The following is a 22693-nucleotide window of genomic DNA, read 5'->3' on the forward strand; positions in this document are numbered from 1 at the left end:
GGGTTATCCGAGCCCGTGTACCGTGCAGGGAAGGGGCATACCGCCCCCGGCGGCGGGTAGCATCGGCCGCCGCAGGGACGGTGGTGGCGAAGACGACGGCGACACGGAGGCGGCGGTGCGCGAGCTGAGCGTGGTCGGGGTTCGGGTGGAGCTACCCACGAACCAGCCGATCGTCCTGCTCAGAGAGGTCGAGGGCGACCGTTATCTGCCGATCTGGATCGGGGCGGTGGAGGCTACCGCGATCGCCTACGAGCAGCAGGGGGTCAAGCCGGCCCGGCCGTTGACCCACGATCTGCTCCGGGACATCCTCGCCGCGGTGCAGGCGCCGCTGCGGGCGGTGGAGATCGTGGAGTTGAAGGAGAACGTCTTCTACGCCGATCTGCTGATCGGGGACGGTCTGCGGGTGTCTGCCCGGCCGTCGGACTCGATCGCGTTGGCCCTGCGGGTGGGTGCGCCGATCCGTTGCGCGGAGCAGGTGCTCACCGAGGCCGGGATCATCATCCCGGACGAGCAGGAGGACGAGGTGGAGAAGTTCCGGGAGTTCCTGGAGCAGGTCCGCCCGGAGGACTTCGCCGGCTGAGGGTGCCGGTGCGCGGGCTGGCGGCCCGCGCCGCGCCGGTTGTCGTCGGGTAGTCGGGTAACGATCGATGGGCCGTGGGGTAACCCTGCGGTGATCCCCGAGTGCGGCGTGTCGCGGCATTTCCTGCGGGGTAACCCTTCAGCCGGGCTATAGGGTTGGCCTGTCGAGGGGTGGACGTCGGCGTAAACGACGTGTCACCGCACGGGCGGGGAGGTTGTCCGATGCATGAGCTCCAGGGCCCTGATCCGGGTACGTCGAGTCTCCAGGGTACGGGTCAGCCGCACGTCGACGGGCCTGCTCGGGTGCCGGAGGACGACCCGGTCGACGGGGCGTCGGCGCAGGACGGTTCGGTCGGCTACCGGGGTGTGGCCGCCTGCCACGCGGTCGGGATCAGCTACCGGCAGTTGGACTACTGGGCGCGTACCTCGCTGGTGGTGCCGAGTGTGCGGGACGCCTCCGGGTCGGGGACGCAGCGGCTCTACTCGTTCCGGGACCTGGTGGTGCTGAAGGTGGTCAAGCGGCTGCTGGACGCCGGGGTCTCGTTGCAGAACATTCGGCGGGCGATCGACGCGCTGCGGTCGCGTGGGGTGGCGGACCTGGCCGGCATCACGCTGATCTCGGACGGGACGACGGTGTACGAGTGCCGGTCTCCGGAGGAGGTCGTCGACCTGTTGCAGGGCGGGCAGGGGGTGTTCGGGATCGCGATCGGCGGGGCGTTCAAGGAGGTCCAGGGCTCGCTGTCGCATCTGCCGGCGGAGCCGGCCGGGGAGACTCCGCTGGCCGGGGAGGCTTCGGAGCCCGCCGGTGTGCGGGCCGGCGACGAGTTGGCGGCCCGTCGGGCCCGCCGTCGCGCGGGCTGAGTCTTCCAGCACCGCGTCGCGGGCCGGTGTCGCGGTCGCCGTCCGCCGGGGCTCATGATCCTTGTCGCATAATGGGCGGCATGCCGTCTGGTCCGTCACCGGAGTCGTCCGGGTCCCCGCAGCCGGGTCGGTTCGCCGCGCGTCGCAGGCGTCGTCGTCGTCTTCTGTTCGGAGTTCTGGGCGGGGCGCTGGTCGGGTTGCTGCTGGTGCCGGTGGCGGTGGTCGGCAGCGTGGTCTGGGTGCGGCAGTCGGCGCGGGAGCACGTCTTCGCGGTGGCCGACGTCCCGGCGGCGCCGGTGGCGCTGGTGCTCGGCGCCCAGGTGTATCCGGACGGTACCCCGTCGCCGTTCCTGGCCGCCCGGCTCGGATTGGCCAAGGAGTTGCTGGACGCGGGGAAGGTCCGGGCGATCCTGGTCTCCGGCGACCACGGGAGCTGGGCGTACGACGAGCCGGGGGCAATGAGTCGCTGGCTGGTGCGGCACGGTGTGCCGGCCCGGCTGGTGGTCCAGGACCATGCCGGGTTCGACACCTACGACTCGTGTTCGCGGGCCCGTCGGGTCTTCGGGGTGGAGCGGACCATTGTGGTCACCCAGAGCTTCCACATCGAGCGGGCGGTGACGGTCTGCCGGCGGGTCGGCCTCGACGCGGTGGGTGTCGGTGACGATTCGGTACGCCGGTTCGAGCGGGCTTGGCGGTGGGGCGGTTTCCGGGAGCACTTCGCGGCGGTGAAGGCGGTCTACGACGTGTTCAGCCGGCGGGATCCGGTCTTCCTGGGGCCGCCGGAGCCGGGGATCCGGGACGCGTTGACGGGTTGACGTCGACGGATTGACGACGTCGACGGGTCGACGCCTCGACGGTCAGCGCCTCCCCTCGACGCCCCGTGCCGGCGGGCGGACGCGTGGCGGACGCCGGTTGTCGTGTGGCAGGTTTCCGCGCAGCAGCCGGAAGCCGGTGGCGTCCGCGACGACTGGGCGGTGCTCCGGCGGGGGCCGGGCGACCAGAATGCGTTGCCGGGTGTCGGTGGTCGCTGAGCGTGACCGGGGTGGCCGGCGTGGCGTCCGATGGGGATGATGGTCCGGATCGAATCGAGATCGATGACTGTCGGGCCGGTTGGGTATGGATGACACCGATTCGGGTTGGATGACACGGAACGGCTGGGCGCGGTAGTGTCCCCACCCAGTGTCACCCGGCGGCCGTCCGCCCGCCGGGCGGCACAGTCGGTGTTTCGCCCCCTCACGCCGCGCGATCCCTCTCGCGCCGGAAGGAAGACCGTGACGGATCCACATGACAGCGCCGGGTCGTCCCCCGCGGACGGCGCCACGACCAATGGGTCGGCTCCCAGCCCTTCGCACTACGAGCGGATCGGCGGGGCGGAGTCGGTCAAGGCGGCCGTGCGGCTGTTCTACGACCGGGTGCTCGCCGACCCCGAGCTGGCCGGTTACTTCACCTCGGTGAACATGGAGGAGCAGCGCCGGCACATGGTGCTGATGCTGACCGTGGTGCTCGGCGGGCCGAACAACTACGCCGGTCGGGGCCTGGCCGAGGCGCACCAGCCGTTGAACATCCCGGACGAGCACTACGCCCGGGTCGGTGCGCATCTGATCGACACCCTGGTCGGGCTCGGCGTGCCGGAGGACATCCTGGACGACGTACGGGCGACGCTGGGCGCGGTGCGTGACCAGGTGGTGTCGAGCGGCACCTCGGCGGGCGTCTGACCGTGGACGTCGCTCGTCTCAAGCAGAGTTGGCACCTGGTCGCCGCACACGGCGACCAGGTGCCGCTCTACTTCTACTCGACGCTCTTCCTGGCGCATCCGGACGTCCGGCAGATGTTCCCGACGAACATGGCCGGCCAGCGGGACCGGCTGGTCACCGCGCTCGGGCACATCGTGTCCAACGTGGACCAGGTGGAACACCTGGTCGGCTTCCTCACCTCGCTCGGCGCCGACCACCGCAAGTTCGCGGTCCGGCCGGAGCACTATCCGGCGGTCGGGGAGGCGCTGCTGGCCACCCTGGCGCACTTCCTCGGTGAGCAGTGGACCGAGGAGCTGGCCCAGGACTGGACGGCGGCGTACGGGCTGGTCGCGAAGGTGATGACGGACGGCGCGTCGGCGGCGGAGAACGTCAGTCCGCCGTGGTGGGTCGGCGAGATCGTCGCGCACGAGCCGCGGACGTTCGACATCGCGGTGCTGACGCTGCGTCCGCAGTATCTGCTGCCGTTCGAGGCGGGGCAGTCGGTCGGGGTGTCGAGTCCGGCGACCCGGGCGTGGCGGTACTACTCGCCCGGGAACGCGCCCCGGACCGACGGCACGCTCGAGTTGCACGTGCGGGCGGCACCGGGCGGGGCGGTGAGTTCCCGGCTGGTGTACGGCACGAGTGTCGGTGACCAGGTGCATCTGGCGGCCCCGGTGGGGGAGCGGCTGACGTTGCGGCAGGCGTCCGGCGGCGGGGACCTGCTGCTGCTGGCGAACGGGACCGGCTGGGCGCCGTTGAAGGCGCTTGTGGAGCAGGTGGCGGCCGAGGGCGGCGGTCGGCGGGTCGACGCGTACGTCGGCGCCCGGTCCCGTACCGAGTTCTACGACGTCGACGCGACCGAGAAGCTGGTGGCGTCGTACCCATGGTTGCGGGTGACGTACGTGGTCAACGCCGACCCGGCACGTCCCGGAGAGTTCGTCCAGGTGGTGGATCGCGCCCTCGCCGACGGTGACTGGCGCAACCGGCACGTCTACGTCTGCGGGTCCGATCCGATGGTGTCGGGGGCGGTCGGCACGCTGGCGCAGGCGGGCTACCACGCCGGGCAGCTGCACTACGAGGCGCCGGGCGGGCAGTGGTATTCGCCCGGTCGGCGGATCGGCGGGCTGCAGGAGCAGCGGCCGGCAGACGGAGGTACCCAGTGAGCGCGAGCCCGATTAGCGAGTACGACCGCGCCACGGCGCTGTCGGGTCCGAGTCCCCGGGTGCGGATCACCTCGGACCGGGTCCGGCGGTGGGAGTTCTCGGCGGCGTCGTTCACCCGGCGTGGTTTCGACGAGCGGGACGTCGACCGGTTCCGGCACCAGGTGGCCGACGAGTTGGACCTGTTGGCGACGCAGGTGGCGGATCTGCGGGCGGAGAACCAGCGGCTGAACGACCATGTGGAGCTGCACCGGCACGGGGTGCTGCCCAGTGCCGGCAACCGGCCGCAGTTGCCGGGGGCGAAGGAGGTCAACCTGCTGTCGGCGGCGCAGCGGGAGGCGGAGCAGATCATCGCCCAGGCGCACGACTACGCCCGCCGGGTCGCCGAGTACGCCCGGGTGCAGTACGAGAACTATCTGCGGGCGGCGGCCGAGGAGGCCCGCGGCGAGGCGGAGCGGGCGGTGCAGGAGTACCGGGCGTCGGCCGGGTCGAGTTTCGACGACACGGTCGCGACCCGGGAGGCGTTGCGGATCTTCGGCGAGATGATGATCTCGCACATGCAGGCGGCGGCCCGGCATCTCGACGACGGCAGTGAGCATCTGGCCCGCACCATGGACCGGATCGCCCGTGAGGTGGGTTCGGGGAACGGTAACGGCGCCACGGCGCCCGGGGGTGTGGTCCGGCAGGCGCTGACGCCGCGTCCGGAGCAGTCGCGTCACTGACGGGTGTGGGTCCTGACCCGGTCCGTCGGCGTGACCGGGCGGGCCGGTGACCGCCCGCCGTGGGCGGTCACCACCGCCCGCGGGTACGCGTCGACCGCGCACCGAAATGCGCCACTGTGGTGGTGTAGGTAGCCGATGCTGTCCCAACCGATCCGCGGTGGGCGCCTCGTCGATGATCTCCCGGAGCCTCCCCGCCCCGGGGCGGTCTGCTCAGCCGGCGCCGAGGTGCCCGCCGATCTCGGTGAGTTCGCTGTCGGTGAGGGTCAGGTTGTCCAGCGCGGCGACGTTCGTCTCCAACTGGGCGACACTGCTCGCACCGATGACCAGGCTGGTCATCCGGGGATCCCGGAGCGCCCAGGCGAGGGCGAGCTGGGCCAGCGACTGGCCGCGCCGCTCGGCGACGCCGTTCAGTCCCCGTACGGTCGTCATGGTGGACTCGTCGAGGTCGCTCTCGTCGAGAAAGACGCTGGTGCGGATCCGGGAGTCGGCCGGGATGCCGTCGAGGTAGCGGTCGGTGAGCACACCCTGGGCCAGCGGGCTGTAGGCGATGCAGCCGGCGCCGACCTCGTCGAGGGTGTCGAGCAGTCCGTCCGCCTCGATCCACCGGTTGAGCATCGAGTACGACGGCTGCGAGATCAGCAGCGGCGTACCGAGCCGTTCCAGGATCGCGGCGGCCTGCCGGGTCTGCTCCGAGTTGTAGTTGGACAGCCCGACGTAGAGGGCCTTGCCGGCCCGGACGACCGCGTCCAGCGCCCCCATCGTCTCTTCCAGCGGAGTGTCCGGGTCGGGCCGGTGGTGGTAGAAGATGTCGACGTAGTCGAGGCCCATCCGGCGCAGCGACTGGTCCAGCGACGAGACCAGGTACTTGCGGGACCCCCATTCGCCGTACGGGCCGGGCCACATGTGGTAGCCGGCCTTGGTGGAGACGACAAGCTCGTCGCGGTACGGGGCGAGGTCGGCGGTGAGGATCCGGCCGAAGTTCGCCTCGGCCGAGCCGGGTGGTGGGCCGTAGTTGTTGGCCAGGTCGAAGTGCGTGACCCCGAGATCGAACGCCCGACGGCAGATCTCCCGCTGCCGCTGCCACGGCCGCTCGTCACCGAAGTTGTGCCACAGGCCGAGCGAGACGGCGGGCAGTCGCAGGCCGCTGCGGCCCGCCCGGCGGTAGGTCATCGAGTCGTAGCGGTCGTCCGCGGCGAGGTAGGTCACGACCACCAGCCTATTGGATCTTCCCGCCGCCCGGCCGCAGGCGGCGCACCCGGCCCGGCGTGCCGCGGCCGCGTCGCAGCCGGCCCGGCCGGCGACCGGCCCGTAGCCTTGGTGTGCGCCGGTGCACCACCCGGCCGGGCCACCCGCGGCGGTGTTCCGTCGATCACGGTCGGCGCCGTACGGGTGGGACGGTGCGGGTCATCCGTGGTATCTGATCGGTACGCAACCGGGTCGCCGAAGGCGCCGACCTCGCTTCACCACCTGCGGTGGTGCCGTCGCAAAGGGGACGTCATGGCATACCTGGACCACCGGCCGGCCACGCCCGGCGAGGCGCTCGACGAGCTGCTCGCCGGCAACGAGCGGTTCGTCGCCGGTACCCGGATCCACCCGCACCAGGACGCCGAGCACCGTGCGGTGGTGGCCGCCGCGCAGCGACCGTTCGCGGTGGTGTTCGGCTGCTCCGACTCCCGCCTCGCCGCCGAGATCATCTTCGATCGTGGCCTCGGTGACCTGTTCGTGGTCCGCACCGCCGGGCACATCGTCGGACCGGAGGTGACGGCGAGCATCGAGTACGGGGTGGTGGTGCTCGGGGCGCCGCTCGTCGTCGTCCTCGGCCACGACAGCTGCGGGGCGATCCAGGCGACCCGGGCGGCCCGGGACGGTGCCCGGCTGCCGGGCCGGAACCTGGGCGCGATCGTCGAGCGGGTCAACCCGAGCGTCGAGGAAGCCCAGGCGCGGCAGGTCACCGACGACGCCGGGATCACCGCGATCCACATCCGGCACACCGTCGACCAGCTCACCCGGCCGGACACCGAACTCGCCGACGCGGTCGCCGCCGGCCGCTGCGACGTGGTCGGCATGTCCTACCAGCTGGCCGACGGCCGGGTTTCGGTGACGGTGCCCGGAGCGGCCCCGACCGGCGGCTGAGCGCGGCTCGGCGGGACGGCCGCCGACGGCCGGCAGCACCGTTCGGGTCCGCCGCCGTCCGGGTGCCGGAGCGGTGGGCGGGACGCCGCCGTCACCCGGGTGCCGGGCCGGCGTCGGGCCGGTACAGCCAGCAGCGGGCCGTCTGCCCGGTGCCGACCGGGAACTCCGGCACCTCGGTACGGCAGATCTCCATCGCGGCCGGGCAGCGGTCCCGGAACAGGCAGCCGGCGTCGTCGGTGGCCGGCTGCTGCCCGCCGCGCAGCGCCCGCAGCCCGCCCGGGGCGGCGGTGCGGGGGCGGCCCGGGTCCGGAGCCGCCGACGCCAGCAGCCGGGTGTACGGGTGCGCGGGGCGCAGGATCACCTCGTCGGCCGGGCCGGACTCGACCAGCTGTCCCCGGTACAACACCATGATCGACGTCGCGAAGTAGCGGGCGGTGGCGAGGTCGTGGGTGACGTACAGGACGGCCAGTTCCTCTTCCCGCTTGAGCCGGTCGACCAGGTTGAGGATCTCCAGCCGGATGGAGACGTCGAGCATCGACACCGGCTCGTCGGCGAGCAGGATCCGGGGCCGGGGTGCCAGGGCGCGGGCGATCGCCACCCGCTGCCGCTGCCCGCCGGAGAGTTCGTGCGGCAGCCGCCGGGCGACCTGCCCGGCCGGGGTGAGGTTGACCCGGGCCAGCAGCTCGTGCACGGCCGCCCGGGTGTCGGCGGCGGTCCGGGCGACCCCGTGCAGGCGCAGCGGCCGGCGCAGGTGGTATTCCACGGTGTGTGCCGGGTTCAGCGACCCGAACGGGTCCTGGAAGACCATCTGCACGTCCCGGCGGTAGCGGTGGACCGCCCGACGGCCGTCGCCGAGCGGGATGCCGTCGAGCCGGATCTCGCCGGCGGTCGGCCGGGTCAGCCGGACCAGCATCCGGGCGATCGTCGACTTTCCGCTGCCGCTCTCGCCGACCAGCGCCACCGTCTGCCCGGAGCGCAGTTCGAAGGAGACGTCGTCGACCGCCCGCAGGGTGCGGCGGTGCCGCCCGTCCCGGAGCGCGAAGTGTTTGCTCAGGTGGCTGACCGTCAGCGTGGTCATCGGCCGGCACCTGCCTCGGGGGCCGGTCCGGTGTCCGGCGGCGGTGGTCCGGGCCGGTGGTGTTCCCCGGCGCCGCCGTCCGGACCGGCCGCCTGGTCGGTACCCGGACGGGTCGCCTGGTCGGTACCCGCCCGCTCCGGCCGGGTTGGCCCGCCTTCCGCGCCGCCGCGCTCGGCGGGCCGTGCGGTCGCGTCGGCGGGCTCGGACCGGCCGGCCAGCAGCTCGGTCGGGTCGAACCGGCCGGCCAGCAGCGCCGCCGGTGGGCCGTCCGGGCGCAGCGTCGGGTCGTGGTGCAGGCAGGCGGCCCGGCCGGCCGGGGCGGCCAGCAGTGGCGGGTCGACCCGGTGGCAGGCGTCGAAGACGTACGGGCAGCGGGCGGTGAAGGTGCAGCCGGTGATCGGTCGGGACAGGTCCGGCGGGCTGCCGGGGATGCCGTGCAGCACCGTCCGTTCGCCGCGCAGCCGGGGAAAGGAGCGCAGCAGCCCGACCGTGTACGGGTGGGCTGCCGAGCTGTGCAGGTCGGCGGCGCGGCCGTACTCGACGATCCGGCCGCCGTACATGACGGCGAGCCGGTCGCTGACCTCCAGCAGCAGGGACAGGTCGTGGGTGATGAAGACGACGGCGAAGCCGAACCGGGCCCGGAGCCGGTCGATCTCGGTCAGGATGTCGCGCTGCACCACCACGTCGAGTGCGGTGGTCGGCTCGTCGAGTACCACCACGTCGGGGCGGAGCGCCATCGCCATCGCGATCAGCACCCGCTGGCGCATCCCGCCGGAGAGTTCGTGCGGATACGCCGAGAGCCGTTCCGGGCCGATCCCGACCAGGTCGAGCAGTTCCCGGCAGCGTCGGTCCCGTTCGGCTCGGCGCAGGCCGGGGCGGTGCGCGGTGAAGACGTCGGCGAGCTGGCGGCGTACCGACAGCACCGGGTTCAGGGCGTTCATCGCCCCCTGGAAGACCATCGCGACCCGGTTCCAGCGGAACCTGCGCAGCTCCTCGCCGTGCAGGGCCGACAGGTCCACCGGTGGGCCGTCGGCGGGGTGGAAGACGACCTCTCCGGCGGCGAGCCGGCCGGGTGGCCTGAGCAGCCGGGTGATCGCGTAGGCGAGGCTGGACTTGCCGCAGCCGCTCTCGCCGGCGATCCCGAGCACCTCGCCGCGGGCCAGGTCGAAGCTGACGTCGCGGACCGCCCGGACCGGGTCGGCGCCGTCGTAGACGACGCTCAGGTCCCGGACCGACAGCACCACGTCGGTGCCGTTCGCGGTGGTGGGCCCGGAGGTCATGCCGGTCCGGTCGGTCGGGGGCGGCGGGGCACCCGCAGCCTCGGGTTGATCAGCTCGTCCAGACTGAAGTTGATCAGGGCGAGGCCGGCGCCGACAAGCGCGATGCAGAGGCCGGGCGGCACGAACCACCACCAGGCGCCCTGGGACAGCGCCTGCGAGTTCTGCGCGAAGTAGAGCATCGTGCCCCACGAGCCGGCGCCGCCGAGGCCGAGGAAGGCCAGGGCCGCCTCGGTGAGGATGCCGCCGATGACCGCGAAGACGAACTGGGCGGCGATCAGCGGCAGCAGGTTCGGCAGGATCTCGAAGGTGACGATCCGCCAGCCGGGTTCGCCGCTGACCCGGGCGGCGTCGACGTAGTCGCGGGAGCGCAGCGACAGGGTCTGGGCGCGCAGTACCCGGGCCGAGCCGGCCCAGGCGGTGATCGAGACGATCAGGGCGATCGCGAGCGCTCCCCGGGTCTGCACGTAGTCGGTGATCAGGACCACCAGCGGCAGCCCGGGCAGCACCAGGAAGACGTTGCTGACCAGGGAGAGGCTCTCGTCGGCGTGCCCGCCGGCGTAGCCGCCGAGGACGCCGACGAGGACCGAGACGACGGTGGCGAGCAGCCCGACGACGAATCCGACAAGCATCGAGGCGCGGGTGGCGACGACGAGTTGCCGGAGGACGTCCTGCCCGGTGGTGGTGGTGCCGAGCGGGTGGGTGCCGGAGGGGGCGAGCAGCCGGTCGTCGCTGACCCGGTTCGGGTCGTCGACCAGCAGCGGCCCGAGCACGGCGACCACTGTGAAGAAGCCGACGATGGCGAGCCCGGCGGCGAGCTTGCGGGAGCGCAGCAGGCCGCGCCAGCGGGGCCGCCGGGTCGGCACCACCACCCCGGGTACGACGTTCCCGGTCACGTCGTGCCGGGTCTCGACGGTCGCCATCAGCCGGCCTGCCGGGTACGCGGGTCGATCACCGCGTAGAGCAGGTCGACGACGAAGTTGGCGCCGAGCACGGCCAGCGAGATGACCAGGAAGATGCCCTGCAGCAGCGGGTAGTCGGCGTTGGCGACGGCGGCGACCAGGTTCATCCCGACGCCGGGATAGGAGAAGACGATCTCGGTCGCGATGGAGCCGCTGACCACGAAGCCGAGGGTGATGGCGAACCCGGCCACGCTGGGCAGTACGGCGTTGCGGGCCGCGTACTGGAGCATGATCCGGCGCGGCCGCAGTCCCTTGGCCTCGGCGGTCAGCACGTAGTCCTCGCCCATCGTGGAGACCATCATGTTGCGCATCCCGAGCAGCCAGCCGGCGACCGAGGCGAGCACGATCGAGGCGGCCGGCAGGACGCCGTGGTAGGCCGCGCTGCGCAGGAACGGCCAGTTGAACCCGATGGTGGTCTCGTAGCTGTAGCCGCTGTTCAGCGGAAACCAGCCGAGGGTCCCGGCGAGCAGCCAGAGCAGCACCAGGGCGAGCCAGAAGTACGGGATGGCGGCCAGGAAGGTGGTGGTCGGCACCAGCGCGTCCAGCCAGGTGCCGCGCCGCCAGCCGGCGAGCATGCCGAGGGTGAGCCCGAGCAGCACGCTGAGCACGGTGGCGAGGCCGACCATCACCACCGTCCACGGCAGGCTCTGGCTGAGCACCGTCGACACCGGGGTCGGGTAGTAGGCGACCGAGAGCCCGAACTCGCCGCGCAGCAGGTTGCCGAGGTAGCCGAGGTACTGCTGCCACAGCGGGTCGTCGCTCACCCCGAACTGGAGTTCGAGGGCGTGCCGGGCCTCCGGTGACATCGGGGTCATGTTCTGGGTCTTGGCCAGTACGGCGTCGACCGGGTTGCCCTTGATCAGCCGGGGGATCAGGAAGTTCAGGGTGACCGCCGCCCAGACCGCGACCAGGTAGAACAGCGCCTTGCGCCGCAGGTAGCGCATCGGGGCGGCTCAGCCGGCCGGGGTGAGGTTCTTGGCCACGATCCCCATGTCCGGCCCGTTGTACGGGGTGGTCAGCGCGTAGTGGTTCTCCTCGGTGGGGAAGTTGCCGATGTGCTCGGTGCGGTACTCGATCAGCGACGCGGACTGCTGCAACGGGATGTACGGCAGCCGCTCCACGATCACGTCCTGGATCTTGAACAGTTGTTCCCGGATCGCGTCCCGCGCCTCCGGTGGGGTGCTCTCGATCGCCGCCAGCGCGGCGTCGACTCCCGGGTCGCGGAACCGGCCGTAGTTGGAGCCGGCCTGCTGGCCCAGCGGCGCGGTCCGCTTGCTGGAGAACGCCCGGCTGTACCAGGAGTACGCGGTCCCCTCGCTGTACAGGTTCGTGATGATCATTTCGAAGTCGCCGGTCTGCTGGTCGGTGGAGAAGGCGGTGAAGGAGACCTCCTGGGTCTTCATTTCGATGCCGACCGCCTTCAGCGACTGGGTCATGATCTGGAGCGCGGAGATGTAGTCGTTGTAGCCCTGCACGACCTTGACCGTGAAGGAGAGCCGCCGGCCGGCCTTGGCGTAGATCCCGTCGGCGCCCTTGGCCCAGCCGTCGGCCCGCAGCGTCTGCTCGGCCCGGGCCGGGTCGAACTCCAGCTTCCGGTCCTGGTACTCCGGTTTGATGTAGTCGTCCCAGAGCGGCCGGGGCAGCTGGGCCGGGCTGGCCTCCCTGCCGTACCCGGAGAAGGCCAGCTTGATGATCTGCGCGCGGTCCAGGGCGAGGCTTATCGCCCGGCGCACCGCGACGCTGTCGAACGGCGCCCGGTCCAGGTTCGGGATCAGGTTCGTCAGGTAGAGCTGCGACTCGTTGATGTACCTGTTGTGTTCCGGGTCCTTGCTGACGTACTGCTTGTCGATGTCGGCGATGAACGAGCCGGCCCAGTCGATCTGGCCGGCGGCGAGCGCCGCGATCGCGCTGTCCGCGCTGGCGAACTGATGGAACCGCAGCCCCCTGATCTTCGGCTTGCCGGCCTCCCAGTAGTTCGGGTTCCGTTCGAAGACGTAGTTCTGCTGGCTGAACGAGGCCAGCGTGAACGCACCCGTCCCGACCGGCTTGGAGTTCGTGAAGGCGGCCGGGTCGGCGACGGTCGACCAGATGTGCTTCGGCACGATCCAGATCCGCCCGGCGATCAGGTTGAGCCGGGTGTAGACGCCCTGGCTGAAGGTGATCGAGGCGTGCGTCGGGTCGGCCGCGACCGCCTCGACGATCGGCAGCCCGTTCTGGTTGATCTTCGGGTGGTCCCGCAGCAGGTTGAAGGTGAAGGCGACGTCCTCGGCCGAGAACGGCTTGCCGTCGCTCCACCGCACCCCCTCCCGGATGGTCAGGTCGAGCCGGCGGCCGTCGTCGGCGAACCTGTACTCGGTGGCGAGCAGCGGTTGCACGTCGTCGACCCGGGCGCCGTTGAAGTAGAGCAGCGGCTCGTAGAGCACGCTCATCGTGCCGGCGACGCTGTTCTGGGAGAACGGGTTGAAGTTCGGCACGAATCCGGCGTTCGCCCCCGAGAAGACGTTGATGATCCTGCCCTCGGCGTCGGTGGACCGGTCACCGTCGTCTCCGCAGCCGGCGGCGCCGACCGCCAGCGTCGCCGTGGCCAGCCCGGCGAGCAGCCGGCGGGCGAGGGTGGGGCGCATGATGCCTCCCGGGAACGGAGATTTCGGACCGGTTGCCACCCGGAGTCCGGGTCGGTGAGCATCGATGACAACACCGAACCGGTTCAGAGTCAATAGACGATCGACGATCGCAACCCGATTCCCAGCGCCGGCCCGGACCTGCGTCCTCGAACCGTCGTACCGGCGCGACCGGACCGGCAGAGAGGGGGACTTAACCGGTTCTGCCAACTGGTCGGGCCGGGATCCGGCCGGACCATCCGGCCGCCCGCGCGACGGCACCGGCCCGGCCGCGGCCGGCCCGGACGCCGCCCCGTGATGATCTCCGGAGGAACGGCCGAAGCCAGACGGAAACCAGGTCACTGGTACCGTTGCCAACGCCGACAACACTCGCGAGCGAGAGACCGCCCGGCAGGTCGGGCGGCGCCGAAGGGGCAAATCCTCCCCGGAACCTCTCAGGCAAAAGGAGCCCGCGGGCAGGCGACTGTGGAGCGCCCGCGACGCCGCGGAGCGTGACAGAGGGGGAGGCCGCAGCGTCGACCTCGCCCGGGAGTGTCCCCCATGACCACAGCACAGCCCCCCAGCCGCGACGGCGGCCAGTTCGCCGACCGGCACGTCGGCCCCGACCTCGACGCGACGCGGCGGATGCTGGAGACCGTCGGCTACGACTCCGTCGACGACCTGATGGACGCCGCGATCCCCGAGGCGATCCGCTGGACCGGCCGGCTCGACCTGCCGCCGGCCGGCACCGAGGAGGAGGTCGTCGCCGAACTGCGCGCCCTCGCCGCCCGGAACACCCCCGCCGTCTCCATGATCGGCCTCGGCTACTCCGGCACGCACACCCCGGCGGTGATCCGCCGCAACGTGCTGGAGAACCCGGCCTGGTACACCGCGTACACGCCGTACCAGCCGGAGATCAGCCAGGGGCGCCTCGAAGCGCTGCTGAACTTCCAGACCATGGTCACCGACCTGACCGGGCTGACCACCGCCAACGCCTCCATGCTCGACGAGGGCACCGCCGCCGCCGAGGCGATGACGCTGGCCCGCCGCGCCGGCAAGAGCAAGAGCAACGTGTACGTCGTCGACGCCGACACCCTCCCGCAGACCCTCGCCGTACTGGCCACCCGGGCCGAGCCGCTCGGCATCGAGGTACGGGTACTCGACCTGACCACCGAACCGCTGCCGGCGGAGTACTTCGGCCTGCACCTGCAGTACCCGGGCGCCTCCGGCGCGGTCCGCGACCACGCCGGACTGGTCGAGGCCGCGCACGCCGCCGGAGCCCTGGTCACCGTCGCCGCCGACCTGCTCGCCCTCACCCTGCTCCGCCCGCCCGGCGAGATCGGCGCCGACATCGCCGCCGGCACCACCCAGCGGTTCGGCGTACCGATGGGTTTCGGCGGCCCGCACGCCGGCTACCTGGCGGTCCGGGCCGGCCTGGAACGGATGCTGCCCGGCCGGCTGGTCGGGGTCTCCCGGGACGCGGCCGGCGACCCCGCCTACCGGCTGGCGCTGCAGACCCGGGAACAGCACATCCGCCGGGAGAAGGCGACAAGCAACATCTGCACCGCTCAGGTGCTGCTCGCCGTGATGGCCAGCATGTACGCCGTCTACCACGGCCCGGCCGGGCTGCGGGCGATCGCCGAACGGACCCACCGGCGGGCCACCACCCTCGCCGCCGGGCTGCGCACCCTCGACGGCGTCAAGATCGTGCACGGGGCGTACTTCGACACCGTGCTGGCCCGCCTCCCCGGCCGGGCCGCGGACGTGGTCGGCGAGGCCCGCCGGCACGGCGTCAACCTGCGGCTGGTCGACGCCGACCAGGTCGGCATCGCCTGCGACGAGACCACCACCGAGGCGCACCTGGCGACCGTGCTGGCCGCCTTCGGCACCGTCACCGGGCAGGCGCCACCCGCCCCGGCGACCGGCGGGACGGCGTCGGCGCTGCCGGCCGGCCTGGCCCGGACCGGCGACTACCTGACCCACCCGGTCTTCCGGGCACACCACTCCGAGACCGCGATGCTGCGCTACCTGCGCCGGCTCGCCGACCTCGACTACGCCCTCGACCGCGGCATGATCCCGCTCGGCTCCTGCACCATGAAGCTGAACGCCACCACCGAGATGGAACCGGTGAGCTGGCCCGGGTTCGCCGACGTGCACCCGTTCGCCCCGGACGAGCAGACCGCCGGCTACCGCGACCTGGTCGCCTCGCTGGAGGGCTGGCTCGCCGAGGTGACCGGCTACGACGCGGTCAGCGTGCAGCCGAACGCCGGCTCACAGGGCGAACTCGCCGGCCTGCTGGCGATCCGCGCCTACCACCGGGACCGCGGCGAGGCACACCGGGACGTCTGCCTGATCCCGTCCTCGGCGCACGGCACCAACGCGGCCAGCGCGGTGATGGCCGGGATGCGGGTCGTGGTCGTCGGCTGCGACACCGACGGCGACGTCGACCTCGCCGACCTGGACCGCAAGATCGAGGCGCACCGGGACACCCTCGCCGCGATCATGGTCACCTACCCGTCCACCCACGGGGTGTACGAGGGTGGCATCGCCACCCTCTGCGCCCGGGTGCACGACGCCGGCGGCCAGGTGTACGTCGACGGCGCCAACCTCAACGCCCTGCTCGGATACGCCAAGCCCGGCCGGTTCGGCGCCGACGTGTCACACCTGAACCTGCACAAGACGTTCTGCATCCCGCACGGCGGCGGCGGACCCGGGGTCGGGCCGGTGGCGGTCCGGGCACACCTGGCGCCGTACCTGCCCGGTGACCCGTTCGGTGCCGACGGGGCGGACCGGCCGGCGGTCTCGGCCGCCCGGTACGGCTCGGCGGGGATCCTGCCGATCCCGTGGGCGTACCTGCGGCTGATGGGGGCGGACGGGCTGCGCCGGGCCACCGGGGTGGCGGTACTGGCCGCCAACTACGTCGCCGCGCGGCTGCGCGGCCACTACCCGGTGCTCTACGCCGGCAACAAGGGCCTGGTGGCCCACGAGTGCATCCTCGACCTGCGGCCGCTGACCAAGGCGACCGGGGTCAGCGTGGACGACGTGGCCAAGCGGCTTGTCGACTACGGCTTCCACGCCCCGACGATGTCGTTCCCGGTCGCCGGCACCCTGATGGTGGAACCGACCGAGAGCGAGGACCTGACCGAACTCGACAGGTTCTGCGACGCGATGATCGCCATCCGGGCGGAGATCGACAAGGTCGGCTCGGGGGAGTGGCCGAAGGAGGACAACCCGCTGGCGAACGCGCCGCACACCGCGGCGATGGTCAGCGGCGACGAGTGGCCGCACCCGTACCCGCGCTCGGTGGCCGGCTATCCCGGCGGGGTCGACCGGCGGGCGAAGTACTGGCCGCCGGTGCGCCGGATCGACGGCGCGTACGGCGACCGGAACCTGGTCTGCGCCTGCCCGCCGCCGGAGGCGTTCGCGCACTGACCCGGCGGCCGGTCGCTGTGCTCGACGATCCGCAGCGGCGTGACCGGTCGGCGCATCAGGCGCCGGCCGGTCACTGTCGGTTACTTCTTAGCCGACCAGGGCGTGCCGGGCCGGACCACGGTGCGGCGCTATGGTGCTGCCGTCGGGCAGCAGCTCGCCGGTGTCCTCGAAGAGGATGACGCCATTGCAGAGCAGGCTCCAGCCCTGCTCACGGAAGCAGGCGAGGACGCGGGCCGCTTCCCGGTCGGTCGCTTCAGCGGAGGGGCAGGGCGGTTCGTGCTGGCACATCGGGTTCTCCGGACTAAGGGGGCACTGTGGCATGGTTCACATGACCAGTGACGGACGGTACCCCTTCACGCCCAGTGATGACGAGCGGGTATCCGTCTCTGACCGAGGAAATCCACTTTTCGGATGAGGCAGATCCATCCGTACGTCGTGGAAGCGCTCCCATTCGCGCCACCGGGAGCGCCGGCGAGCTGCGTACCCCGGCTCGTCGAACACGACCGGCTTCAATACCCCGCCGACGGCCCCGACGACCCCGCCACCCTGCTACAGGAATTCCTCGCCGGACACGGCCTGCCGGTCCGCGACCTGACCCGACCCGGCACCCACCCGCCGGACGCACCGGCCGGCACCGTCTGCGGCGCCGCCGTCTTCGTCTCCGCCGCCGCCGGAGCCCGGATGGCCGGCGCCCCCGCCGGCCCGGCCAGCCCGGCACCCGCCGTCCCCGACCTGGTCGCCGTGGTCTACCGGCACGGCACCGACCCGACACCGCACGCCGGGCCGGCACACCGGCACCCGACCGGCTGGCGGCTCGGCCCCTGGACCGAGAGCTGGACACCGCGGCAACACGCCGACGCCGTCCGGCAGGCCCGGGACGCCATCGCGGCCGGCGACATCTACCAGGTCAACATCGTCGGACACGCCGCAGCCCGGTACGCCGGAGACCCGCTCCCGGCCCTGCACCGGCTGACCCGACTGCCCGGCGCCCGCTACGGCGGCACCCTCGGCGGCGCCGGCTGGGCCATCGGCTGCGCCTCACCGGAAACCCTCGTCGAGGTGACCGCCGGCCGGGTACACACCCGCCCGATCAAGGGCACCCGACCGGCGACCGGCCCCGGCCGGCGGGAACTGCTGGAGTCCGCCAAGGAACGCGCCGAACACGTCATGATCGTCGACCTGGAACGCAACGACCTGGCCCGGATCGCCCGCACCGGCACCGTACGCGTCGACCAGCTCTACGCCATCCGGCGCTGGTCCGACCTGTGGCAGGCCGAGTCGACAGTCTCCGCCACCCTCGCCGACGGATGCGGCCTCGCCGACCTGCTCCGCGCCGTCTGCCCCGGCGGCTCGGTCACCGGCGCACCCAAGCTCTCCGCACTCGCCCGGATCGCCGCCCTCGAACCCGTCGGCCGGGGCGCCAGCATGGGCGGACTCGGCTGGATCGGCCCGGACCGGCTCGACCTCGGGCTGACCATCCGGACCGCCGCCGCCGACGCCGACCGGATACACGTCTGGGCCGGCGGCGGCATCACCTGGGGCAGCGACCCCGCCGCCGAGGTCGCCGAGGCGGCGGCCAAGTCCCGCCCGGTCCGCGCCGCCCTGGCCGGCCCCACCCGCCGCTCCCACTGACCGCCCCGCCCGCCACCCAGCCCGCTCGCCACCCCGCCGGATGTGACTGCCCCACCCCGCCGGCCCGTGACCGCTGCGCCGACCGTCGTGTCCCGGCCGGCGGTGCCCGGCGGTCGGTCAGTCACCGAGCAGGTCGGCCAGCGCGTCGGCGGGATCGGACCGGGGCGGCCCGGCCGGCCACCAGTCCCCGTCGGCCCGCTCCCGGTACGGGTACCAGCGCCCGTCGTGGCCGTACCGCAGCTGGACCCGGTACCCCGGGAACGTCCACCGGTTACGCCACACCTGCGGCCGCGGCGGGTCGTCACCGGCCCAGCCGGCGGTCAGCTCGGCCCGGGCCCTGGCCAGCCGCACCGGCGGTGGTGTCCACGCCTCGTCCAGCACCGCCAGCCCGCTGCGGCCGCCGTACTCCCAGGCCCGGACCGCCCGGCCGAACTCCCGAACCGTCCGGCCGCCGGCCTGCCGCAACCGGGCCAGCACGGGACCGCCGGCCCCGACGGCGAGCCGGACCGCGTCGACCTGCTCCGGCAGCGTCAGCGGAACCGCGGCGCCGTCCGGGCCGGCCCCGAGCAGCGCGGCGGCCCGTCCGGCGGCGTTCTCGACCAGCCCGTGCAGCGCCTCCGCCGGTATCCCCGGCGCGGCCGGCAGCGCCGGTCCCGGCATCCCCGCCTGCGGAGCCGGCGGTGGGGCCGGCAGCGGCGGGTCCGGGCGGGCGTACGCCAGCGCCGCCGGCTGCCCCGCCCCGGCGGCCGGCACCCGGTGCCCCGACCCGGCCGACGGCGCCGGGGCGTCGGCCGCCGGCCGGTCACCCCGGCGCCGCACCTCGTCGAGCAGCTCCCGGGTACCCCGGCCCCGGATCAGCAGCAACAGGAACGGGTCGGCGTCGAGCAGCCAGGACATCTGGTAGCAGAGCGCCGCCGCGTGCCGGCAGGCCGCCGCGACCAACTCCGGGCAGTCGCACTCCGGTTGCAGGTCACCGAGGCCCGGCAGCAGGCCGATCCCGGCGTCGTCGGCCGCCGACGCCAGGTCCCGGGGCAGTTCCCCGTCCAGCAGCGCGGCGACGTGCCCGGCCCTCGCCACCAGCTGGTCCAGGAACCGGGACCACTGCACGTCGGTCATCGGCTCGACGAAGACCCGGGTCCGGTACGGCACCTCCCGCACCCCGTCGGAGACCTCGGCGGCGATCCGACCCGGGCTGACCGTGATCGGACCGACCTGTCCGGCCGACGCGGCCCGCCGGCCCCGACGCAGCAGGGTCTCGTCCAGCGTCGTCTCCTCCAGCGCCCGGATCCAGGCGTCGCCCCACCAGGAGCGGCCCCGCCGGGCCCGCCGCCCCGCCGGAAACGCCGGAAAGCCCCGGACCCGGTCCTCGCCGGTACTCACCACGACCTCCTTCCGGCCCGCCGCAGCACGCCGCTCACGCCGGCCCCCGCAAGCCGCAGCACGCCGCTCACGCCGGCCCCCGCAACTCGACCAGGGACGCCAGCTCGGCGTCGGAGAGCTCGGTCAACGCGGCCTCCCCGCCGGAGAGCACCGCGTCGGCGAGGTCCCGCTTGACCGCGAGCAGGGCGGCGATCCGGTCCTCGACCGTCCCCTCGGCGACCAGCCGGTGCACCTGCACCGGACGGGTCTGCCCGATCCGGTACGCCCGGTCGGTGGCCTGCTCCTCGACGGCCGGGTTCCACCACCGGTCGTAGTGCACCACGTGATCGGCCCGGGTCAGGTTCAACCCCGTCCCGGCCGCCCGTAGCGACAACAGGAAGACCGGCACCTCACCGGCCTGGAACCGGCGTACCTGCTCGTCGCGGCGGGCGACCGGGGTGCCGCCGTGCAACAGCTGCGCCGGTACGCCCCGGTCGCCCAGGTGCCGCTCGATCAGCCGGGCCATCGCGACGTACTGGGTGAAGACCAGCAACGCGCCGCCCTCGGCGAGAATCGTGTCGACCAGCTCGTCGAGCAGCTCCAGCTTGCCGGAACGGCCGGCCAGCCGGGGCCGCGTCTCCCGCAGGTAGTGCGCCGGATGGTTGCACACCTGTTTCAACGAGGTCAGCAGCTCCAGCACCAGACCCCGGCGGGCCATCCCGCTGCTGTCCCGGATCCGCGCCATCGTCTCCCGGACCACCGCCTCGTAGAGACCGGCCTGCTCGCCGGTCAACGCGACCGCATGATCGGTTTCGGTCTTCGGCGGCAGTTCCGGCGCGATGCCCGGATCCGACTTGCGACGGCGCAGCAGGAACGGGGCGACCAGCCGGGCCAGCCGTCGCGCCGCCGCCGGATCCCGGCCGGACTCGACCGGCGCCGCCCAGCGGGCCCGGAACCGGGACAACGGGCCGAGCAGCCCAGGCGTGGTCCAGTCCAGGATCGCCCACAGCTCGGTCAGGTTGTTCTCCACCGGGGTACCGGTGAGGGCGACCCGGGCGGCGGACGGGATCCGGCGCAGCGCCCGGGCGGTACCCGAGGCACGGTTCTTCACGTGCTGTGCCTCGTCGGCGACGACCAGCCCCCACCGCACCCCGGCCAGCCGCTCGACGTCACGCCGCATCGTCCCGTACGTCGTCAGCAGGAACCCGCCGGCCAGCCCGTCCAGGCTGCGCCGGCCGCCGTGGAAGCGCCGCACCGGGACGCCGGGGGCGAACCGGCCGATCTCCCGCTCCCAGTTGCCCAGCAGCGAGGCGGGGCAGACCACCAGGGTCGGACCGGCGGTCGCCGGATCGGCACACCGGTGCAGGTGCAGGGCGATCAACGTGATCGTCTTGCCCAGCCCCATGTCGTCGGCGAGGCAGCCACCCAGCCCCAACTCCGTCATCCGGGCCAGCCAGCGCAGCCCGCGCAACTGGTAGTCCCGCAGGGTGCCGGCCAGCCCGGCCGGTGCCCCGACCGGCTCCGGCCCACCGCGCCGCGACCGCCCACCGGACTGGCCGGGATCGGCGCCCAGGTCGGGCTCGGCATCCCGGTCGGGCGCTCGACCGGTCGGCTCCGGGTCGGCGATCCGGCGCCGCAGCCGGTCCAGCCAACCGGTGGTGTCCACCGGCACGGTCTGCCCGTCCAGTTCGATCGTCCCGGTCAGCGCGGCACCGAGCGCCTCGATCGCGCCGACCGGCGGCAGCCCCGGCTTGCGGGCCCGGGCGGCCAACTCCGGGTCGACGAGTACCCACCGGTCACGCAACCGGACCACCGGCCGGTGCGCCTCGGCGAGCGTGTCCAGTTCGGTGGCGGTAAGCGGCCGTCCACCTAGGGCCAGCTGCCAGTCGACCCGGAGCAGCCCGTCCCCGCCGAAGAAGGCGGGCAGATCCGACGGCGGCTCCTCGACGGCGCCGAGTACCGCCCGGGAGGTCAGCCCCTCGACCAGCTCCCGGGGCCAGTGCACCGCCATCCCGACCGCCGCCAGCCGGCCGGCCGCGCCGGCGACCAGCTCGCCGACCTCCTCGTCGGTCAACAGCAGTTCACCCGGTACGGCGGCGTCGAGCAGGTGCCGCAGCGGCGGCCAGACGCCGGCTGCCCGCCGGATCGCCACCGTGGCGTCCAGCCGGGCCCGGGGGCCGAAGCCGGCGGCGCCGCCGTGCCACAGCGCGGCCGCGTCGGCCACCAGCGCCGGGTCGAGCAGGCTGTGCACCTGCACCACCGCCCGCAGCCCGGGCCGGGTGAGGTCGCCGTCGACCGGCTCCAGCCGTACCGAGACGCGGGTTCCGGGGTCGAGGCCGGCGCCGACCTCCTCGGCCCAGCCGCGCAGCCGGGGCACCGACTGCGGCGCCATCGCGGCGAACGTGTCGGTGCCGGCGGCGTGCCGGGCGGCGGGGGAGCGCGGCAGGGTGTCCGCGACCGCGTCGAGGAAACCGCGCAACAGGGCGGCCGGGTCCGGCAGCAGCGGGCCGGTCGTCGGGCCGCTGTCCGGCTCCGCCGGCACCGGATTCGCCCGGGCCAGGGTCGGCATCGCCGCCGCCAGTTCCCGGATCAGGTCCGCGTCGGCCGCGTCCAGCGCCCCGACGGCCCAGGCGTCGACGCCGGCCGGTGACACCGCCGGCAGGATCCGGCGCCGGGCCACCAGGTGCAGCGCCAGTCGCGCCGCGGCCGACCAGTACGCCAGCGCCGGCTCGACCGGCCGGTCCGCGGTCGCCAGCAGCAGCGGCAGTGCCTCGCCGACCGGCAGCCGACGCGCCGGCACCACCCGGACACGCACGCCAGCCCCGTCCGGGACGACCACGGTCAGCTCGCGACCCCGGCCCGGCTCGTCTCCCGGGTGCCTACCGTCGCCCGGTGGTCGACCGTCGCCCGGGAGCCCGCTACCACCCGGGAGTTCGTCGCCGTCCGGACGCCAGAACACCAGCATCCCGGCCCGGGGCGGATCGGCCGGCTCGAACACCACGGCACAGCCGGCCACCCAGCGCCGCTCCGCGTCGTTCCCGGCATCGTCGCCGGGCCGGGGTGCCCGCCCGGCGGGCTCCACCGTCGTCTCCGGTCGCATCTCCGGTCGCCCCCTTCGCCCGCCCTCGACCCGCCCGTGTCCGTGACCGGCGGAGGCAGCCCCGG

Annotated in this window: 18 protein-coding genes and 1 riboswitch; of the genes, 9 read left to right on the forward strand and 9 right to left on the reverse strand. The window is 73.3% G+C overall.

Going from position 1 to position 22693, the window contains the following annotated elements; genetic code table 11:
• The first annotated feature begins 115 nt into the window (after positions 1-115).
• From ACN28A_RS30870 to ACN28A_RS30895, 6 genes are all read left to right on the forward strand, one after another.
• The gene (locus ACN28A_RS30870; protein ID WP_278061591.1) at positions 116-580 is read left to right on the forward strand and encodes a bifunctional nuclease family protein; all 465 of its coding nucleotides are present in this window, start codon (positions 116-118) and stop codon (positions 578-580) included.
• Between the two features lie 221 nt (positions 581-801).
• The gene (locus tag ACN28A_RS30875; RefSeq protein WP_421401216.1) at positions 802-1440 is read left to right on the forward strand and encodes a MerR family transcriptional regulator; all 639 of its coding nucleotides are present in this window, start codon (positions 802-804) and stop codon (positions 1438-1440) included.
• 80 nt (positions 1441-1520) lie between these two features.
• Complete coding sequence (locus ACN28A_RS30880) at positions 1521-2255, forward strand: SanA/YdcF family protein (RefSeq protein WP_421401219.1); 735 nt, start codon at positions 1521-1523, stop codon at positions 2253-2255.
• 456 nt (positions 2256-2711) lie between these two features.
• Positions 2712-3155: a group I truncated hemoglobin gene (locus ACN28A_RS30885; RefSeq protein ID WP_421401222.1), complete on the forward strand. Its 444-nt coding sequence runs from the start codon at positions 2712-2714 to the stop codon at positions 3153-3155.
• 2 nt (positions 3156-3157) lie between these two features.
• Entirely contained in the window at positions 3158-4336 is a 1179-nt protein-coding gene (locus ACN28A_RS30890; RefSeq protein ID WP_421401225.1) for a globin domain-containing protein, read from the forward strand.
• Positions 4333-5055 (forward strand): DivIVA domain-containing protein, encoded by a 723-nt coding sequence (locus tag ACN28A_RS30895; protein WP_421401228.1) that lies wholly within the window; start codon positions 4333-4335, stop codon positions 5053-5055. The genes ACN28A_RS30890 and ACN28A_RS30895 overlap by 4 nt, the downstream gene beginning before the upstream one ends.
• 210 nt (positions 5056-5265) lie before the next feature.
• Here ACN28A_RS30895 and mgrA read toward each other — a convergent pair whose 3' ends face one another.
• The gene (gene mgrA / locus ACN28A_RS30900; protein WP_421401231.1) at positions 5266-6267 is read right to left on the reverse strand and encodes an L-glyceraldehyde 3-phosphate reductase; all 1002 of its coding nucleotides are present in this window, start codon (positions 6265-6267) and stop codon (positions 5266-5268) included.
• A gap of 285 nt (positions 6268-6552) precedes the next feature.
• On the opposite strand from mgrA, the gene ACN28A_RS30905 reads away from it, so the two are divergent.
• Positions 6553-7188 (forward strand): carbonic anhydrase, encoded by a 636-nt coding sequence (locus ACN28A_RS30905; protein ID WP_421401232.1) that lies wholly within the window; start codon positions 6553-6555, stop codon positions 7186-7188.
• Between the two features lie 91 nt (positions 7189-7279).
• On the opposite strand, the gene ACN28A_RS30910 is transcribed toward ACN28A_RS30905, so the two are convergent.
• The 5 genes from ACN28A_RS30910 to ACN28A_RS30930 are packed head-to-tail and all read right to left on the reverse strand — an operon-like array spanning position 7280 to position 13129.
• Complete coding sequence (locus ACN28A_RS30910; RefSeq protein WP_421401235.1) at positions 7280-8266, reverse strand: ABC transporter ATP-binding protein; 987 nt, start codon at positions 8264-8266, stop codon at positions 7280-7282.
• Positions 8263-9546, reverse strand: coding sequence for an ABC transporter ATP-binding protein (locus ACN28A_RS30915; RefSeq protein ID WP_421401237.1), 1284 nt, complete (start codon positions 9544-9546; stop codon positions 8263-8265). The genes ACN28A_RS30910 and ACN28A_RS30915 overlap by 4 nt, the downstream gene beginning before the upstream one ends.
• Positions 9543-10466 carry an ABC transporter permease gene (locus tag ACN28A_RS30920; RefSeq protein WP_421401240.1) on the reverse strand — a complete coding sequence of 308 codons (924 nt, stop codon included), beginning with the start codon at positions 10464-10466 and terminating at the stop codon, positions 9543-9545. The genes ACN28A_RS30915 and ACN28A_RS30920 overlap by 4 nt, the downstream gene beginning before the upstream one ends.
• Complete coding sequence (locus ACN28A_RS30925) at positions 10466-11449, reverse strand: ABC transporter permease (RefSeq protein ID WP_421401242.1); 984 nt, start codon at positions 11447-11449, stop codon at positions 10466-10468. Before ACN28A_RS30925 ends, ACN28A_RS30920 begins: the two co-directional genes overlap by 1 nt.
• A 9-nt stretch (positions 11450-11458) precedes the next feature.
• Positions 11459-13129: an ABC transporter substrate-binding protein gene (locus ACN28A_RS30930; protein ID WP_421401243.1), complete on the reverse strand. Its 1671-nt coding sequence runs from the start codon at positions 13127-13129 to the stop codon at positions 11459-11461.
• Positions 13130-13490: 361 nt separating this feature from the next.
• Positions 13491-13586: riboswitch (glycine riboswitch) on the forward strand.
• 80 nt (positions 13587-13666) lie between these two features.
• On the opposite strand from ACN28A_RS30930, the gene gcvP reads away from it, so the two are divergent.
• Positions 13667-16537 (forward strand): aminomethyl-transferring glycine dehydrogenase, encoded by a 2871-nt coding sequence (gene gcvP / locus ACN28A_RS30935; protein ID WP_421401245.1) that lies wholly within the window; start codon positions 13667-13669, stop codon positions 16535-16537.
• Positions 16538-16624: 87 nt separating this feature from the next.
• Here gcvP and ACN28A_RS30940 read toward each other — a convergent pair whose 3' ends face one another.
• On the reverse strand, positions 16625-16825 hold the full coding sequence (locus tag ACN28A_RS30940) for a DUF5999 family protein (protein WP_421401248.1): 201 nt from the start codon (positions 16823-16825) through the stop codon (positions 16625-16627).
• A gap of 123 nt (positions 16826-16948) precedes the next feature.
• Here ACN28A_RS30940 and ACN28A_RS30945 point away from each other — a divergent pair, with 123 nt between their 5' ends.
• A complete protein-coding gene (locus ACN28A_RS30945; protein ID WP_421401251.1) occupies positions 16949-18169 on the forward strand; it encodes a chorismate-binding protein in 1221 nt (406 codons plus the stop codon).
• A 117-nt stretch (positions 18170-18286) separates the two neighbouring features.
• Here ACN28A_RS30945 and ACN28A_RS30950 read toward each other — a convergent pair whose 3' ends face one another.
• Together ACN28A_RS30950 and ACN28A_RS30955 are read right to left on the reverse strand one after the other, a co-directional pair.
• A complete protein-coding gene (locus ACN28A_RS30950) occupies positions 18287-19549 on the reverse strand; it encodes a hypothetical protein (RefSeq protein ID WP_421401253.1) in 1263 nt (420 codons plus the stop codon).
• Between the two features lie 67 nt (positions 19550-19616).
• Positions 19617-22628, reverse strand: a complete 3012-nt coding sequence (locus ACN28A_RS30955) for an SNF2-related protein (RefSeq protein ID WP_421401256.1) — start codon at positions 22626-22628, stop codon at positions 19617-19619.
• Positions 22629-22693 lie beyond the last annotated feature (65 nt).

Source organism: Plantactinospora sp. WMMB782, from assembly GCF_049179135.1.
GTDB lineage: Bacteria > Actinomycetota > Actinomycetes > Mycobacteriales > Micromonosporaceae > Plantactinospora.

What these genes read in the sequence shown, in the direction of transcription:
- ACN28A_RS30925 (WP_421401242.1), bottom strand. Translation starts at nt 11,449, where the DNA reads ATGCGCTACCTGCGGCGCAAGGCGCTGTTCTACCTGGTCGCGGTCTGG.
- ACN28A_RS30945 (WP_421401251.1), top strand. Translation starts at nt 16,949, where the DNA reads ATGAGGCAGATCCATCCGTACGTCGTGGAAGCGCTCCCATTCGCGCCA.
- ACN28A_RS30920 (WP_421401240.1), bottom strand. Translation starts at nt 10,466, where the DNA reads ATGGCGACCGTCGAGACCCGGCACGACGTGACCGGGAACGTCGTACCC.
- gcvP (WP_421401245.1), top strand. Translation starts at nt 13,667, where the DNA reads ATGACCACAGCACAGCCCCCCAGCCGCGACGGCGGCCAGTTCGCCGAC.
- ACN28A_RS30905 (WP_421401232.1), top strand. Translation starts at nt 6,553, where the DNA reads ATGGCATACCTGGACCACCGGCCGGCCACGCCCGGCGAGGCGCTCGAC.
- ACN28A_RS30955 (WP_421401256.1), bottom strand. Translation starts at nt 22,628, where the DNA reads ATGCGACCGGAGACGACGGTGGAGCCCGCCGGGCGGGCACCCCGGCCC.
- ACN28A_RS30930 (WP_421401243.1), bottom strand. Translation starts at nt 13,129, where the DNA reads ATGCGCCCCACCCTCGCCCGCCGGCTGCTCGCCGGGCTGGCCACGGCG.
- ACN28A_RS30915 (WP_421401237.1), bottom strand. Translation starts at nt 9,546, where the DNA reads ATGACCTCCGGGCCCACCACCGCGAACGGCACCGACGTGGTGCTGTCG.
- ACN28A_RS30910 (WP_421401235.1), bottom strand. Translation starts at nt 8,266, where the DNA reads ATGACCACGCTGACGGTCAGCCACCTGAGCAAACACTTCGCGCTCCGG.
- ACN28A_RS30940 (WP_421401248.1), bottom strand. Translation starts at nt 16,825, where the DNA reads ATGTGCCAGCACGAACCGCCCTGCCCCTCCGCTGAAGCGACCGACCGG.
- ACN28A_RS30880 (WP_421401219.1), top strand. Translation starts at nt 1,521, where the DNA reads ATGCCGTCTGGTCCGTCACCGGAGTCGTCCGGGTCCCCGCAGCCGGGT.
- ACN28A_RS30875 (WP_421401216.1), top strand. Translation starts at nt 802, where the DNA reads ATGCATGAGCTCCAGGGCCCTGATCCGGGTACGTCGAGTCTCCAGGGT.